Consider the following 15,538-nt stretch of genomic DNA (forward strand, 5'->3'; position numbering starts at 1 on the left):
TTTCTTATTCAAACGCCTTCTTCAATTGATCACTCATTAGATGCCAAGCTTCTTCAGCTATGGCTAAATCTCCAGCGTGTGTAAAGCCGTGAGGGACACCCTTAAATTGTTTGTACGTGACGTCTACCCCAGCTTCTTTTAACTTGGCAGCATATTGCTCGGCTTCTTCAGCCAGCGAATCCTTCTCTGCTGTGATGACGAGAGCTGGAGGCATTTGTGCTAAGGATGAACGATCTGCAAAAACCGGAGAAACGAGCGGATTGTGCGGATCTTGGCCTTGCAGATAGAAGGAATTAAAGAGTCTCGCCAATTCAACTGGGATCGCTTCTTCAAACGCTGGCTTTTGTGCTGGATCAGTGGCTAGATCAAGCGGCGGATAATCAAGCACTTGATAGGCAATTGGGAGTGTATTTCCTCTTTGAATATTCAATAGACAAGCAGCCGTTGCCAAATTTCCTCCTGCGCTATGTCCGCCAATAGCTAATGCATTCCGATCGATTTGAAGTTCATCAGGGTGTTCATACAGCCACTTCAGTACATCGTAGCATTCATGAAGAGCGGCTGGGAAAGGGTGCTCGGGTGCAAGCTGATACTCGACATTGACAACGATACATTGCGCCCAGTCTGCAATGACTGGACACCATGGATTATCCATTTCAGCACTGCCCATGATAAATCCGCCGCCATGTAAATTCACAAAAACAGGAAGCAGCTGTTTTGATGTGTTCACTGGCTTAAATACCCACACCTTTGTTTTGCCAGCACTTGTTGGAATATCATATTCCATTTTGTTCACTTCAGGAGGATTTACTGGTTTTAGTTCCGATTGACTCGCTAATGAACCTTCAGATGGCTGGCGTAATGAAGCAGCGATTTTGATTTGTTCTTCTAAGTTCATGATCTCAGACTCCTATCTTATTCATTTCTTAGTTACTCATTCGTTTCCTTTTCCTCTTTTCCTCCTACTGAATCAACAACAACTTTCATTGGTTCACTTTTTACCTATCTCCCCTTTTTCCCTCTCTTTGAAACAAGCATTGAGCAAATAAAAAAGCACTGCGGCGCTATGTCCTCAGTGCTTTTCATTTCTTTTAGGATACTTGCTGTTCTACCTTCACTCGTTTAATGAAGAAAGCAATAATTAAACCAACGATGGTCATGATCACTGCAAAGATAAATGCGTGCTGGACGCCATTTGTAAAGGCGAGCAGCTGATTCACCGGATTTGCGGGATCAGACACATTTTCCATAAAGCTGCGGGCGCCTGAAGAAAGGATCGAGATACCGACCGCAGTACCAATGGCTCCTGACACCTGCTGCAATGTATTCATAATCGCTGTACCATGCGGATATAGCTCTGGCGGCAGCTGATTTAATCCATTTGTTTGTGCAGGCATCATGATCATCGCGATTCCGATCATTAATGTAATATGAAGGGTTACAATGAATCCAATCGACGTATTCACACTTAGATTCGTAAAGCCAAACATCGTCGCTGCGACAATGACAAGACCTGGAATCACAAGCCATTTTGGACCAAACTTATCAAATAGACCACCCATGATTGGAGATAGGAGTCCGTTGATAATTCCACCTGGCAATAGCATTAAACCCGCTGTAAATGTAGAAAGTGCCAAGGATGTTTGCAGATACAATGGCAAAATCATCATAGCAGACAGCATCACCATCATACACACTAAAATCAGAAGTAACCCAATGACAAACATCGGATATTTAAACGGGCTTAAGTTCAGCATTGGTTCTTTCATGTTCAACTGTCTTAAAGAGAACACAAGGATTCCTATGACACCAACTACAATTGCAACGATGACATGCATACTGCTCCAGCCGCCGCCTTCACCGGCACTGCTAAAGCCATACACAATTCCGCCGAAACCAATAGTTGAAAGCACAATTGAAAAGATGTCGATTTTCGGTCTTGTTGGTTCTGTAATATTTTGCATAAAGATATAACCAAATACGAGTGCAGCCATTAATAAAGGAAGTGAAATCCAGAAAATCCAATGCCACGTCAACGATTTCAGAATAAGACCGGAGACGGTTGGACCGACTGCTGGTGCAAACATGATCACAAGACCAATAATCCCCATCGATCTGCCTCGTTTATGAGGCGGGATGATGACCAAAATCGTATTAAACATCAATGGCAGAAGCAAAGCTGTACCGACTGCCTGCACGACACGTGCTACCATTAAAATACTAAAGACCGGCGCAACCGCCGCAATAAATGTTCCGATGATCGAAAAGACAAGCGATGTAATGAAAAGCTGTCTTGTCGTAAACCATTGAAGAATGAGTCCTGAAATAGGTACGAGAATACCAAGTGTTAATAAATATCCTGTTGTCAGCCACTGAGCAGTCGTCGCTTCAATTCCAAAGTCTAACGTTAAACTTCTCAGCGCCATGTTTAATGCCGTTTCACTGAACAGGCCAATAAATCCAGCTGTGATAAAAGAAATAATAATGGGCAGCGTTCGAATTTCAGAAGCTGCTGCTTGCTGTTTGTTCATATTAAGTTGGCTCCTTTTCTTTTTCAATTTAGATGAACCTTAGGAAGTCAGGGTGGTCAGAAATGAGCCACTTTAATGTCTATTGAAAGACGGATAAAATCTGTTTTTCTGCAGCAAATTGAGCTATTCTTTCGATTGAATAGCCAGATTCATGTATATAAAACATGAGCTCAGGCGTCATTGGAGAGGACATACATAACGTTGTCAATTCTATATCCTGTATGTTCGCTTCTCCCTTTTCTCTCGCTTCTTCAAGCAAATCACGAATGATTTGTCTAAGTGATTGACTGTAATGACTCTCATACACTTTACTTGTCTGCTCTAAATTCCCAGAGATTGTGAGCATCCGAATCCAGTCTAGATGGTGACCGACGATCAAATGAATTTCTTCGAGAACATAGCGCAAACGTTCACGAACCGGCTGATCACTTATTTTGCTCAAGTAAAGATGCAAAGCTGGGATCAGCTGTTCAAATCTCTCCCCAAGGATAGAAAGGCACAAATCACTTTTATTGGCGTAGCGACGGTATAGAGTGCCCTGCCCAACACCAGCTGTTTTCGCAATTTTATGCATACTGACATTTTCTACACCAAATTCTTGAAACAAGGAGAATGCGATCTCTTCAATTTCCTCCCCAATATCCTTTTCCACCTTGCTCACCTTCTTTACCTTCATCCACATGACACTCATCTCTATGTGTTAAATCAAAACACTTTAGGTTTTTCTTAGGACAATTGTCCCGATATTATCTTACGGACAACTGTCCGCAATGTCAATCATTATTTTTTACTTATTATCTTTCTTTCAATTCTATTAAATAATGCACACTGTTTATCATTATTTAGACCGATTTTCCCTTTTGAAAGAATCATGTATGATCAATAAAGAAAGCGCTTCCAAAAAAGGAGAGGAGAATGCGAATATGTACCGTATGAAACGAATGTTGATGCTGCTTGTCACTGGATTAGTCTTGAGTTTGTCCACATTTACTGCGGGTGCCTCGGCACAAACGGGTGGATCGTTTTATGAACCTTTTAACAACTATAATACGGGGTTATGGCAAAAAGCCGATGGATACTCGAATGGAAACATGTTTAACTGTACGTGGCGTGCAAATAACGTGTCAATGACCTCATCAGGTGAAATGCGTTTATCGCTCACAAGTCCCTCCTATAACAAGTTTGACTGTGGAGAAAACCGCTCCGTGCAAACGTACGGCTATGGGCTATATGAAGTCAACATGAAGCCAGCCAAAAATGTGGGGATCGTCTCTTCCTTCTTCACTTATACGGGACCGACTGATGGTACGCCTTGGGATGAGATTGACATTGAATTCCTAGGAAAAGATACGACAAAGGTTCAGTTTAACTACTATACGAATGGTGTAGGAAATCATGAGAAGATCGTCGACCTTGGATTTGATGCAGCGAATTCTTATCACACGTATGCATTTGACTGGCAGCCAAACTCCATCAAATGGTATGTCGATGGGCAATTAAAGCATACCGCCACCACACAAATTCCTCAAACACCAGGGAAAATTATGATGAACCTGTGGAATGGTGCAGGTGTCGATGAATGGCTCGGCTCCTACAACGGTGTTACCCCGCTCCACGCACATTATAACTGGGTGCGTTACACAAAAAGATAACTCTATCAAAAAAACCTGTGTCTTGTCACAGGTTTTTCTTCGTTTAATTAGAATGAGTTTTCAGCTGATGAGCGAGTTTTTTCTCATGATTGTGGATAATATCTTCATAACTTTCTATTTTGAAATCCAATCGTTTAATGGTCTCTTCGATTTCCTTTTGTTTTTGGACGAGTCTTTCTCGTTCATTGACCAAAATGTTTTTTCGCGAAGATAACGTATGATCATCATCCTCAAAAAATAAGGCTGTATATTCTCTAAGCGCATCAATCGAGAGCCCTGCATTTCTCATACACTTGATAAATTCAATCCATTGAAGATCATCCTCTGTATAATCACGAATCCCATGATCGTCACGTTTGATTTCCCTAATCAAACCAATATTTTCGTAATATCTAAGTGTCGCAGTGGATAAATCGAGCTGTTTTGCTGCTTGTGCTATTTTCATTGTGCCCTCCTTCTTTCTCTTACCTTCCGATCTCCCTTTCCTCATCATCTCCATTTTGAAAAAGAAAGCAAGATGCTTTTGGCTCAATTCATTCAAGATTGTTGTAAAAGCCTGAATTCGTTATCACAGAAGGTTTTCTGTTGACTTATAGTTCACTTTAAGAAGTACAGTATAGAAGAAAGAATCGAATCTTATTTTTGAAAGGATGATCAAGAATGTGTCAGACGCACCAATCAAATGTTTTAAGTGTTTCACACGCAAAAGCGAATTTTGAACGGACGACCATTGAACGAAGAGCGCTTCGTCCACATGATATTTTAATTGATATTCAATTTAGCGGGATCTGTCATTCAGATATCCACAGCGCTTTTGATGAATGGGGCGGCGGCATTTTCCCGATGGTTCCAGGTCATGAGATCACTGGGGTCGTTGCAGCTGTAGGTAATGATGTGACGAAATTTCAGATCGGAGACCGTGTAGGCGTTGGCTGCTTTGTGGATTCCTGCGGCACCTGTGAATATTGTCAAAATGGAGACGAGCAGTATTGCACAAAAGGGGTCGTCCAAACGTATAACAGCCGTGACTATGACGGGGAACCGACTTATGGCGGCTACAGTCAAAAAATTGTCGTGACTGAACGATTTGTCGTCAGCATTCCTGATCAACTGCCCCTTGATGCCGCAAGCCCTCTTCTCTGTGCTGGCATTACAACTTATTCACCATTAAAGCACTGGAAGGCAGGTCCTGGCAAGAAGGTTGCTATCGTCGGAATGGGCGGGCTCGGCCATGTCGCCATTCAATTCGCGAGTGCTCTAGGCGCTGATGTGACGGTATTGAGCCGCTCCTTGAATAAAAAAGAAGAGGCACTGTCATTTGGCGCAAAAGACTATTTTGCTACAAGTGATCCTAATACGTTTCAGACACTAGCCGGTCAGTACGACCTCATTCTCAATACGGTCTCTGCCAACATTAACGTGGATGCCTATTTGTCCTTACTCCGTGTAGATGGAACCTTGGTAAACGTCGGTGCACCGCCTAAGCCTGATCAATTCCACGTCTTTTCATTAATTTCAGGCCGCCGCAGCATAGCTGGTTCACTCGTTGGCGGCATCCAAGAAACACAAGAAATGCTCGATTTCGCAGCTGCTCATAACATTGCACCACAAATTGAAGTGATCAATGCTAATCAAGTTGATGAAGCGTATGAACGTGTGCTGAAAAGTGATGTTCGTTACCGGTTTGTGATTGATATTTCGACGTTATGATCGGATTCCATTTTGAAAGACTAGCTCAATGGCTGGTCTTTTTATATTTCAGCTATTTAACACGATGTCCTTATAAACAGCTGTTTACGTTAGAATGACTGGATGACAGATATAAAGGGTGGAGTCCGAGCTGTAATTGTGGATATCCTTTTTTTCTTATAGCGAGGAGGATATGTTCAAATGAAATAAAATCACATCCAAAATTCCCACAAAATAATCTCTCTTTATTTAGAACTAAATTTATTGACAACAAATAAATAAACATGTTATTATTAAAAATTTGATTATTTAACCCCTAAGTGTGGTACCCTTAAAGTAGATACATTATATGGAGGTGGATGATATGTTTCAAATTGGTGATAACATTGTTTATCCAATGCACGGAGCAGGTATAATTGAAGCCATAGAAGAAAAAGAATTTTCTGATGAAAAACAACAGTATTATGTGATTAAAATGTCAATCAGTCATATGAAAGTGATGATTCCGACACGGAAAATGTCGGGTTCACGTATTAGACCCGTTACAGATATACTGGCATTAAACAATGTGATGCACATTTTCCAGCATGGCAAATCAGATCAATTACTGACATGGAAAGAACGGCATACAATTAATACAAATAAAATAAAAACGGGTAACATCCAAGAAGGTGCTGAAGTTGTACGTGATCTGATGCGTATGAAGAAAGAGAAAGCACTCAATGCAAGTGAAAAGAAAATGCTGGATGACGCCCATGAGTTTTTGCTTAGTGAATTAGAAGTCATCAAAGGGATTACAGAAAAACAAATCAAAAGTTTCTGTTAAGAACATCTTCCACACTCACCATTTTTGAATACATGTTCTCTACGAACATTTCCATCCTTCAATTTATTAAAGAAAAAAAGAATTTATTTAGGCAAATTCCGCATATTGTAAATCCAATATGCTATACTGTTGATAAACCTTTGAAGCATGAATTTTTTTACGATTACCTTGTAACATCTCCCTACTTGTACGCTGAGTAGGGTTTTTTATTGAAAAAATGCGTGAAAGCATAAAAAAAACAGGCTCTCTACAGAGAACCTGTTTTAAAAGGATGAAGATTAAGCAGTTTTTTGAACGTTAGCAGCTTGAGCTCCACGAGAACCTTGCTCTACGTCAAATGTTACTTTTTGACCTTCGTCTAAAGATTTGAATCCGTCACCTTGGATAGCTGAGAAATGTACGAATACATCGTCGCCTTCTTCACGTTCGATAAATCCAAAACCTTTTTCTGCGTTAAACCATTTTACTGTACCTTGTTCCATGTTTGTTGCCTCCTAGTGCGTATATCACACAATGTATTATACTATCCTTGCCCAAAGTATCCTCAAGACGAAAAGTCTTTCTTCATGCTATCCTTTACGCCGAACAAAAATAATTATTCTTATTGTAGCATGAATCGGAAATAATTGCAATTTAGGATTTAAAAGGACAAAATCAACGATCATACTTACTTTTGATCTTCTCTAACTTTAAGATATTTCTTCTACAAAATGGGCGTTCAATCACGAAAGGATTAAACAAGTTCATAACGTCAATCCATTTTTCAGACATCTTTCAGTTTTATTGAAAAGTGAGTAATAACGAAACATTACTGTATTCTTAGAAAATTGATGTCATTTTTATTTTAGTTAAGATTAGCATCTTTATTCCTATCAATTCTTAAAGTTACTATAAGACTAGCTACGCTGGCTAAAGTTCCTGCAACAGAAACAACAATTGTCAAAAAATCCGGAATAAGAAATCCTATTGGAATGAGCCCCAGAAAAGATAGAACAATAAAACATTGATATACACCAGATATAGTTCTCACAATCAAATGACTGAAAAAAGACATCACTAACAGAGGAATGAATAAACATACCATTATTCCAATTGATATTATTAAGATGTGAGGTTGATCAAATGAAATGACATTATCCCCAGGGGAATTTTTGGCAGCCACTAGCAAAACAACTATAGACATCATGAGAGTAAGTAAAACTAGAGAAAACCTTTTTATCATGTTATAACTCCTTTGGTTGATCTTATGCTACTTAATTTCTTTTTATCAAATTATCTCATTATAACCTTTATTTAACAATATAAAAGGTGAAAGGAAACTAGAAGCTGAATAAAAGAGCTTATTCAGTTCTTTTATGGACAACAATCCCATCATGACTGACAACTATTCTTTAGAGGATAGTAATTAAGATTTCACAGCTAAGATAATTTGATGTGGAGCCGTTCATTCAAAAGAGAAACTTATATTAAAATCGACTGGGCACATTTCCCCCCAGCATACAATCGATGTATCTTGTGATCTCTTTCTAATAAAAGAGCACAAAAAAATACCAAAGGTACACTACCCTTGGTATTTTTTAGATCGAGAGGACTTAAACCTCCATGGGTTATTCACCCCTGACTCCGATTTGCACAAATTTTGCGCAAGATCAAATCTATTTCTTAACATTTTCCGACTCAAGTCTGTTTAACCAATTATGGACTAATGAGTTAAATACAACGGGTTGTTCGATTTGCAGGTTGTGGCCAGCCATATCAAGCACTGCAAAAGTTGCCCTTGGATAATCTTCGATGAGCCTCCACGCATCGTGGTATCCGACTACATTGTCTTGACGCCCTGTGATAATGAGCGTGGGATACTGAAATTCAGATGAAATGTCAAAGGTATAGCCATATCCATTTTGATGAATGTTGTTGATGAACTCATCATTTGTTTGTTTCGAAGGGAGTAAAATTTCATCTCGAAACCTCTCCCATTCCGTTTTTCCTTGCACAACGGCCATGGAGCAAAATTCATCCGCCTCCTCTGAAGACAATTGTGATATCAAGCTGCTGTCACTTTTTAGAACGGTCTTCTCTGGCACGACTCTTTTATCGAATACAGGTATAGTCATTGGCGCCACAAGTAGTAATCCACGAACGGTTTCCCGGCGTGAATGAACAATACCTCTAGCTATGTACCCTCCATACGAATAGCCACAAACAATAAACTGTTCATCAGGGATAATCTCGTCCAAAAGACGCAATACCGCTTCTAACATATCATCAGAATTCTGAATAGACGGATGCGGCTCGGAACGTCCCATCCCCGGTAAGTCTATGTATATTCTTTTCCAACCGCTTTGTTTTTCAAATACCGGTTCCAATGCATGTAACATCACTTGATGGTCAAGTGTCCAGCCATGCAATATAACGATCGGAAATCCTTCTCCAATGACTTTATGATAAATTGACATGTATTATTTCCCCTTCCCTAGTCTTCAATATTTTATCATAATTTTAGAAAAATTCTTTTTTCACTGAAATTGTTATCATCGTAAACTGTCATATATAACTGTTCAAATTAATTAGCAAAAAAACCAAAGGTCTACCACCTTTGGTTTCTTAGATGCGGCCGAGAGGACTTGAACCTCCACGGGTTATTCACCCACTAGGCCCTCAACATAGTAAATCTATATCATTGGTTATGAAAGCTTATTTTCATTACACTCCTTATATTCATTTGCCATCATTTCTATACGTTTATATTAATTATGGTTAAAAAATGGTGAGCCAAAATAATGAACATTCGTCCTAACTTTTTCATCTTATTGATTAAGGATTTTAACCTCTTCTTTGTATGATAAAAGTACTTTTCATTACAGCTAATTCCATGTCATTGGTGGCATGTCTATTAGAATAGCCTTGCCGGTATTGGTTATCATACTCGTCACTGAGGGCATGTTCGTTAAATGCAGTCGTGTTAAACGTACAGATTAAAACTGTACTTTAACGATTTCCTTGAGACCCTGAATTCAAAACAATAAATTCTTAAAATGCATATAAGCAAGTAAAAGAAAAAGTAGCTGTTTAGTAAGCTTTTATTTGACATTCAAATCATATGTAACTATCGTTGTTACATAACCAATTTACGAATGGAGTGAAAATAAAATGAGTACTTTTGTTTTTGTTCATGGTGCGTTTCAGGGAAAATGGATTTGGAAAAAGGTGACTCCCTTATTAGAAAAAAACGGTCATAAGGTCATAGCGATTGATTTGCCAGGAAGTGGTGAAGATGTTACACCTCCACAAGAGGTAACTTTTAAATGCTACACTGACAAAGTAACGGATATTCTAGAGAAAATAGATCACCCTGTTATTTTAGTTGGACACAGCATGTCAGGGTTAGTCGTTTCTCAAGTTGCTGAGTATGTACCAGATAAAATAAAAAAGCTTGTTTATGTTTGTGCTATTGTTCCTCAAAATGGTCAAAGTCTTCAGGATCTTGGTGGTGGTCCAAAAGACACCTCCTTCAACGAAGAAGAGAAAACATTAACTCTTATTGATGAATATATCGCAGATGGATTTTTAAATGAATGTTCAGACGAAGATATCATTTTTGCTAAAAGAAAAATGAGACCACAACCAGTATTGCCGTTTAGCGGGAAAGTTACTCTAAGCCCAGAAAACTTTGGTAGGGTTCCCCGTGTCTATATTGAAACAACAAAAGATCATGCAATACCTATCGAAGTACAAAGAGAAATGTATAAACAAATACCTTTTGAAAATACATTCAGTATTGATGCAGATCATTCTCCTTTTTTTTCACAGGCAGAGACTCTGACAAAATATTTAAACGAAATAGCTACTCTCTGAAGCATTAAAAGTCTTAGTATTATTGAATTGTTTTTTAGTTTATAAAATAAAAGTTGGTTGAAGTGGCAATAGAAGTGAGCTTTTGAATCTAAGCAAAAGAAGAGTAGACCCAATGTCTACTCCATTTCTTTTCCTTTATTTAATGTAAGACTTAAAATGATGCATGATATTCTCCAAGATCAAACAATGGCTTGATCTCTTTTTTTATGAAAAATAAACAAAATCCATCCCGAGCTTGGTGCAATGTCTATTAGAATATCTATGCTTACCGGTTCTTTCATACTACTTATTAAACAAACGAAACTGTTAATTTAAATAAAATAACTTACCATCTCATTACACTTTAAGTGAATTAGTGTTCTCCTGACATGACCAGTCTTTTGCATGTTTCAACGTAATATCAATAAACATGGATAAAGCTGGGGAAACCCACTTATTCTTATGATATGCAATTTGGGAGAAAATCTGTTTAAAATTATCACCACAGGGAATAACCTTTAACTTCTCCTCCTTAATTTCATCATTTACAGTCATTAAAGGTAAACAAGCAATTCCAAGCCCACTCATTACACAACGTTTCATCGCTTCAATACTCCAAAGCTCCATCGTGTTGTAAGGGACGATTCCCCGTTCCAGGAGGTATTCTTCAAACAATTTTCGATAGCTACATTCTTTCTCGTTGACAATCAAACAATCGCTTAAATTCTGTTTTTCATACCTTTCGCCTGAAAAATTTAGCGAACAGTCAGGGCTTCCCACAAGGACAATAGGTTCATCTAACAATGAATGGACAATCAAATCAGAATCCTGCAATGTTGGCAACATGACAAACGCAATATCTGCATCACCATTAAGTATTGCTCTTTTGTTATCTCCGCAGTTAGCGTTACTTAAACTGATGCTTACATGAGGAAACTTCATTCTGTATTCCCTTAAAATTGGCTCTAAACGATATACTGTTAAAGACTCAGGAGCAGCTATTTTTATCTCTCCCCGAATATCCTTCTCTTCAATTGCAATGTTTTCAATTTTCCCATAGGTTTCTAACATCTCGTGTGTATAGTGCAACAACTTCTTACCTATATCTGTCACTCTTATCGCTCTGCCCATTCGATCAAACAAAGGTGCACCTAAATGTTCTTCAAGTGCTTGAATGTGTGATGTCACCGTTGATTGGGTGTAGCCTAAGTGTTCGGCTGCTTGTGTGAAGCTCCCCATTTCAATGACCTTTTTAAACGTTACAAAATGCCGTATCTCCATGATTTCACCCACTTTTATTTTTCTTTTTCTTCTATAGTATCAAAAAAACCAATGGATAATTTCACAAACTTCAATTTTACTAATAATTAGTTACACTTTAATGTTTAAGTAGGATAAGGGAAAAGGAGGCTTTATTTGAAGACAATATTGGATGCACTTCAAATTGAAATTGTTGAAGTATCAAATGAAAAGGTTATGGCAACGATGGCTGTTCATGATGCAACCAGACAACCCTTTGGACAGCTTCATGGGGGAGCTTCTGTTGGTCTTAGCTGAAACTGTGGCAAGTGTAGGCACATGGAATCTCTTAGATATGGAGAAAAAATATGAGTTGGATTATAGATTAACGCAAATCATATACATGGAAAGAGTGAAGGAATCGTGAAAGCAACAGGGGCACCCATCCATAAAGGGAAAACAACCATGGTGTGGGAAATTAAGATTACAGACGAGCAGAATGACAAGCTTATTTTTATTTCTAGATGTACAATGGCTGTCATTAAAATAAAGAAAGAAAACCTTAATTCTAAATAGAATTACCTTTATATACATATTAGGAGGAGTTAATAAATGATTACGGTTTACGACGATCAATATAAAGAAGAAGTCATTAATTTAATATTGTACATTCAAAATGTTGAAGCAGGTGTTGGAATTAGTATAGAAGAACAACCAGATATTCTGGATATTCCATCAAATTATATAAATGATGGGGGGAACTTTTGGGTGGCATTAAACGATAACGGTGAGGTTATAGGCTCTATTGGTTTACAAAAGAAAACTGATGAGATAGCCATACTAAAGAAATTTTTTGTTTATAAAGACTATCGAGGCAAAGAACTTGGGACAGGAAAAAAGCTTTATGAAGCTTTGCTTGATTTTGCAAAGAATCAAGCATTTTCTAAGGTGATTTTAGATACCCCATCTCAAGCGACTAGATCACACAGTTTTTATAAAAAGGTTGGATTTAAGAAGGTTACAAAAGAGAATTTACCCATTAAATATGACTATCCTGATCGCGATTCATTTATTTTTTTACTAGAACTATAACTCAAGTATAGAAAAGAAGTTATTTTTTATAAATAGGTTAAACGGAGGGTTAGTTTGAGGGATAAGATAACATTGTTTTGTTTACTAAGCACTGTATTACTTGGAGTGATGAATAGTTTTTTCTTTCATATAGCCATTGTTCCAATTTCAAAAGACTTAAATATCTCTATAGCTTTCAGCAGTTGGTTTATCTTAGGGTATACAGTTATGGTTACAATTGGCTCAATAGTATATAGTAAGCTCGCTGAAAGTATTCAGTTAAAAAAATTATATCTAATCGCTTTAGTCATCTTTGTTCTATTCTCTATTTTGGGATATTTTACAAATGATTTTTATTTCCTTATTTTATGTAGACTAGCACAAGGGGTTGGAGGGGCAGCCTTTATATCATTAACAATGGTTGCAGTTATGGATGTACTTGATCGATCATTATTGCCAATAGGTCTAGCTTTTATTAGCTTTGCTATGGCCTTGGGATCAGGTCTAGGTCCTTTACTAAGTGGTATTCTTCTTTCTCTAACTAATTGGCACATATTATATTTATTTATGAGTTGTGCAATTATTTTTATACCCATTTTATATCTCACTTTTCCAGAAATAAAATTAGAAAAAAAGAGTCCATTTGATTGGCTGGGAATGTTCTATTTATTAATGTGTATTCTCTTTTTATTATGTGCTTTGAACATTAGTTTTCTTTTTATTGTTTTGTGTATTATTTTTTCTCTATTATTTATTCGCCATATCAGTGTTATTCATTATCCAATTATTAACAAAAATATATTTAATAATTCAGCTTTTGTTAGGATAACTGGCCTCAGCTTTTTATTATTTTTATTGCTGGGAGCAAATGTATTCCTTCTCTCTTATATATTTTCATCTATTTTAAAATTTAATTCGATACAGTCCGGAGGCATACTTTTTATCAGTTCTTTAATGGGAGGTATGGCAAGTATAGTAATTGGGAAGAGGATGAGCAACAAAAATGTTAAAAACCTCTACAAAATAGGATTATATATTTTTTCAATAGGTTATTTAATTAGTATTTTTGATTTGAAGATCCCCATAGTATGTATTTCAACAAGTATTTGTTGCTTCATTGCTTTTTCTCTTGTACAAATTGCTTTAAACTATCTTTTAGACTCGGCACTTAAAGAATCCAAGAAAATATATATTGGTATTTTTAATTTGTTTAATTTTATTGGTATGAGTATTGGGGTAGCACTTTTTAGTAAATTAATAATTATTTTCAATATAAATATTTGCTTTGTTTTTTTATTAGCGACCGTGATTATAAAAGGATTTATTTCAAATAGAACAACTGACTAAAAAGGAAGAGGTTAATCAATCCTCTTCCTTTTACGCACCAACTCGATCTGCGGCAATTTTGAAACCACCATTTGAAGCACCATTATTATCTGAAAAGTGAGTAAATGCTAAGATGCTACTTAACACCATTTCTGTCAATAGAATAAATCCAGAACCAAAGTTGTATGCCTGTAAAGTTAAACGAACATCACCGCCAGCCTGTTTAAAAACCTTCTTAAAATGTTTAATGCCGACTTCAATCGAACGTTCTGGGTCAGTTATGGAGTTGGGAGGTAAGCCGATACTTTCGGAACTTTGCATGATATCTAAAGAACGCCCACCACTTTCTTGCATGGTGAGCGCCATAATAATATTCACTTGATCAAAAACACCTTCCTGACGGGCATACTTCTCAAATACAGCCCTAAATCGTTCGACCTCCGGTGCAATGCCAACCGTTTCATATTCGCCATCCCCACCGCCTCCTACTTTAGTGAAATGGTTATAACCACTATTGCATGAGGTGAATAATAAATATTTCAGTATAAACAAAAAATACCAAAGGTCTAAAACCCTTGGTATTTTTGAGATGCGGCCGAGAGGACTTGAACCTCCACGGGTTATTCACCCACTAGGCCCTCAACCTAGCGCGTCTGCCATTCCGCCACGACCGCGTGTATGATGTGCTCATATATAATAAGTGCACTGTTTGAAAAAACAATGCGGGTGAAGGGACTTGAACCCCCACGTCATAAAGACACTAGATCCTAAGTCTAGCGCGTCTGCCAATTCCGCCACACCCGCGTGACAATGGTGAGCCATGAAGGACTCGAACCTTCGACCCTCTGATTAAAAGTCAGATGCTCTACCAACTGAGCTAATGGCTCATCTGCTATGCAGAAAAACATATAAAAAATGGCTGGGCTAGCTGGATTCGAACCAACGCATGACGGAGTCAAAGTCCGTTGCCTTACCGCTTGGCTATAGCCCAACGAATCAAAAAACAAAACATGACCCGTACGGGATTCGAACCCGTGTTACCGCCGTGAAAGGGCGGTGTCTTAACCGCTTGACCAACGGGCCATACAATAATGGCGGAGAAGGAGGGATTTGAACCCTCGCGCCGCTTACGCGACCTACACCCTTAGCAGGGGCGCCTCTTCAGCCACTTGAGTACTTCTCCATTATGGCTCCGCAGGTAGGACTCGAACCTACGACCGATCGGTTAACAGCCGATAGCTCTACCACTGAGCTACTGCGGAATAATAAGACATGTTTCATTATATCTATGCCAGAAAAATGTGTCAAGAATTTTTAAGTGTTTCATTCCTGTCTCATTAGCGACGGCTTTTATAATTTAACATATACTA

Annotated in this window: 14 protein-coding genes, 7 tRNA genes and 2 pseudogenes; 7 read left to right on the forward strand and 16 right to left on the reverse strand. The window is 38.0% G+C overall.

Translation table 11 applies throughout. From position 1 onward, the window contains the following. Nucleotides 1-4: 4 nt before the first annotated feature. The 3 genes from NSS92_RS11640 to NSS92_RS11650 form a co-directional block, all read right to left on the reverse strand. Entirely contained in the window at nt 5-898 is an 894-nt protein-coding gene (locus tag NSS92_RS11640) for an alpha/beta hydrolase (RefSeq protein ID WP_340868090.1), read from the reverse strand. 193 nt (nt 899-1,091) lie between these two features. Continuing rightward, the gene (locus NSS92_RS11645) at nt 1,092-2,531 is read right to left on the reverse strand and encodes a DHA2 family efflux MFS transporter permease subunit (protein ID WP_340868092.1); all 1,440 of its coding nucleotides are present in this window, start codon (nt 2,529-2,531) and stop codon (nt 1,092-1,094) included. A 79-nt stretch (nt 2,532-2,610) separates the two neighbouring features. Continuing rightward, nucleotides 2,611-3,207 (reverse strand): TetR/AcrR family transcriptional regulator, encoded by a 597-nt coding sequence (locus tag NSS92_RS11650; RefSeq protein ID WP_267587609.1) that lies wholly within the window; start codon nt 3,205-3,207, stop codon nt 2,611-2,613. Between the two features lie 247 nt (nt 3,208-3,454). Here NSS92_RS11650 and bglS point away from each other — a divergent pair, with 247 nt between their 5' ends. Next, nucleotides 3,455-4,183 carry a beta-glucanase gene (gene bglS, locus NSS92_RS11655; RefSeq protein ID WP_142946626.1) on the forward strand — a complete coding sequence of 243 codons (729 nt, stop codon included), beginning with the start codon at nt 3,455-3,457 and terminating at the stop codon, nt 4,181-4,183. A 43-nt stretch (nt 4,184-4,226) separates the two neighbouring features. Here bglS and NSS92_RS11660 read toward each other — a convergent pair whose 3' ends face one another. Further along, entirely contained in the window at nt 4,227-4,628 is a 402-nt protein-coding gene (locus tag NSS92_RS11660; protein WP_008346757.1) for a MerR family transcriptional regulator, read from the reverse strand. Nucleotides 4,629-4,843: 215 nt separating this feature from the next. On the opposite strand from NSS92_RS11660, the gene NSS92_RS11665 reads away from it, so the two are divergent. Both NSS92_RS11665 and NSS92_RS11670 read left to right on the forward strand, forming a co-directional pair. Next, nucleotides 4,844-5,893 (forward strand): NAD(P)-dependent alcohol dehydrogenase, encoded by a 1,050-nt coding sequence (locus NSS92_RS11665; RefSeq protein WP_340868099.1) that lies wholly within the window; start codon nt 4,844-4,846, stop codon nt 5,891-5,893. A 343-nt stretch (nt 5,894-6,236) separates the two neighbouring features. Continuing rightward, nucleotides 6,237-6,698, forward strand: a complete 462-nt coding sequence (locus tag NSS92_RS11670; protein WP_248351598.1) for a CarD family transcriptional regulator — start codon at nt 6,237-6,239, stop codon at nt 6,696-6,698. 278 nt (nt 6,699-6,976) lie between these two features. On the opposite strand, the gene NSS92_RS11675 is transcribed toward NSS92_RS11670, so the two are convergent. The 3 genes from NSS92_RS11675 to NSS92_RS11685 all read right to left on the reverse strand — a co-directional run bounded on the left by NSS92_RS11675 (nt 6,977) and on the right by NSS92_RS11685 (nt 9,154). Further along, complete coding sequence (locus tag NSS92_RS11675; protein ID WP_003214229.1) at nt 6,977-7,180, reverse strand: cold-shock protein; 204 nt, start codon at nt 7,178-7,180, stop codon at nt 6,977-6,979. A 362-nt stretch (nt 7,181-7,542) separates the two neighbouring features. Then, complete coding sequence (locus NSS92_RS11680) at nt 7,543-7,920, reverse strand: hypothetical protein (protein WP_267587614.1); 378 nt, start codon at nt 7,918-7,920, stop codon at nt 7,543-7,545. A 433-nt stretch (nt 7,921-8,353) separates the two neighbouring features. After that, nucleotides 8,354-9,154: an alpha/beta fold hydrolase gene (locus NSS92_RS11685; RefSeq protein ID WP_340868105.1), complete on the reverse strand. Its 801-nt coding sequence runs from the start codon at nt 9,152-9,154 to the stop codon at nt 8,354-8,356. Between the two features lie 694 nt (nt 9,155-9,848). Here NSS92_RS11685 and NSS92_RS11690 point away from each other — a divergent pair. Further along, complete coding sequence (locus NSS92_RS11690; protein ID WP_340868108.1) at nt 9,849-10,553, forward strand: alpha/beta fold hydrolase; 705 nt, start codon at nt 9,849-9,851, stop codon at nt 10,551-10,553. 336 nt (nt 10,554-10,889) lie between these two features. On the opposite strand, the gene NSS92_RS11695 is transcribed toward NSS92_RS11690, so the two are convergent. Next, nucleotides 10,890-11,813, reverse strand: coding sequence for a LysR family transcriptional regulator (locus NSS92_RS11695; RefSeq protein WP_340868111.1), 924 nt, complete (start codon nt 11,811-11,813; stop codon nt 10,890-10,892). Between the two features lie 135 nt (nt 11,814-11,948). Between NSS92_RS11695 and NSS92_RS11700 the strand changes: the two are divergent. From NSS92_RS11700 to NSS92_RS11710, 3 genes and pseudogenes are all read left to right on the forward strand, one after another. Further along, a pseudogene (locus tag NSS92_RS11700) lies at nt 11,949-12,347 on the forward strand (hotdog fold thioesterase). 36 nt (nt 12,348-12,383) lie between these two features. Beyond that, nucleotides 12,384-12,863, forward strand: coding sequence for a GNAT family N-acetyltransferase (locus NSS92_RS11705; RefSeq protein WP_267587620.1), 480 nt, complete (start codon nt 12,384-12,386; stop codon nt 12,861-12,863). A 54-nt stretch (nt 12,864-12,917) separates the two neighbouring features. Beyond that, nucleotides 12,918-14,189 carry an MFS transporter gene (locus NSS92_RS11710; RefSeq protein WP_267587621.1) on the forward strand — a complete coding sequence of 424 codons (1,272 nt, stop codon included), beginning with the start codon at nt 12,918-12,920 and terminating at the stop codon, nt 14,187-14,189. Nucleotides 14,190-14,330: 141 nt separating this feature from the next. Here NSS92_RS11710 and NSS92_RS11715 read toward each other — a convergent pair. The 8 genes and pseudogenes from NSS92_RS11715 to NSS92_RS11750 form a co-directional block, all read right to left on the reverse strand. Beyond that, nucleotides 14,331-14,651 (reverse strand): annotated as a pseudogene (locus NSS92_RS11715) (lysozyme family protein); the annotation flags it as partial. Between the two features lie 107 nt (nt 14,652-14,758). After that, nucleotides 14,759-14,842, reverse strand: a tRNA-Leu gene (locus tag NSS92_RS11720). A gap of 47 nt (nt 14,843-14,889) precedes the next feature. After that, nucleotides 14,890-14,972: transfer RNA gene (locus tag NSS92_RS11725), tRNA-Leu, on the reverse strand. 7 nt (nt 14,973-14,979) lie between these two features. Next, nucleotides 14,980-15,055 (reverse strand) — tRNA-Lys (locus NSS92_RS11730). 29 nt (nt 15,056-15,084) lie between these two features. Further along, nucleotides 15,085-15,159: transfer RNA gene (locus NSS92_RS11735), tRNA-Gln, on the reverse strand. A gap of 20 nt (nt 15,160-15,179) precedes the next feature. After that, nucleotides 15,180-15,251, reverse strand: a tRNA-Glu gene (locus tag NSS92_RS11740). 9 nt (nt 15,252-15,260) lie between these two features. Next, nucleotides 15,261-15,351: transfer RNA gene (locus tag NSS92_RS11745), tRNA-Ser, on the reverse strand. Between the two features lie 4 nt (nt 15,352-15,355). Next, nucleotides 15,356-15,430: transfer RNA gene (locus tag NSS92_RS11750), tRNA-Asn, on the reverse strand. Between the last annotated feature and the right edge of the window lie 108 nt (nt 15,431-15,538).

The organism is Bacillus sp. FSL M8-0166, from assembly GCF_038008825.1.
Lineage (GTDB): Bacteria > Bacillota > Bacilli > Bacillales > Bacillaceae > Bacillus > Bacillus safensis.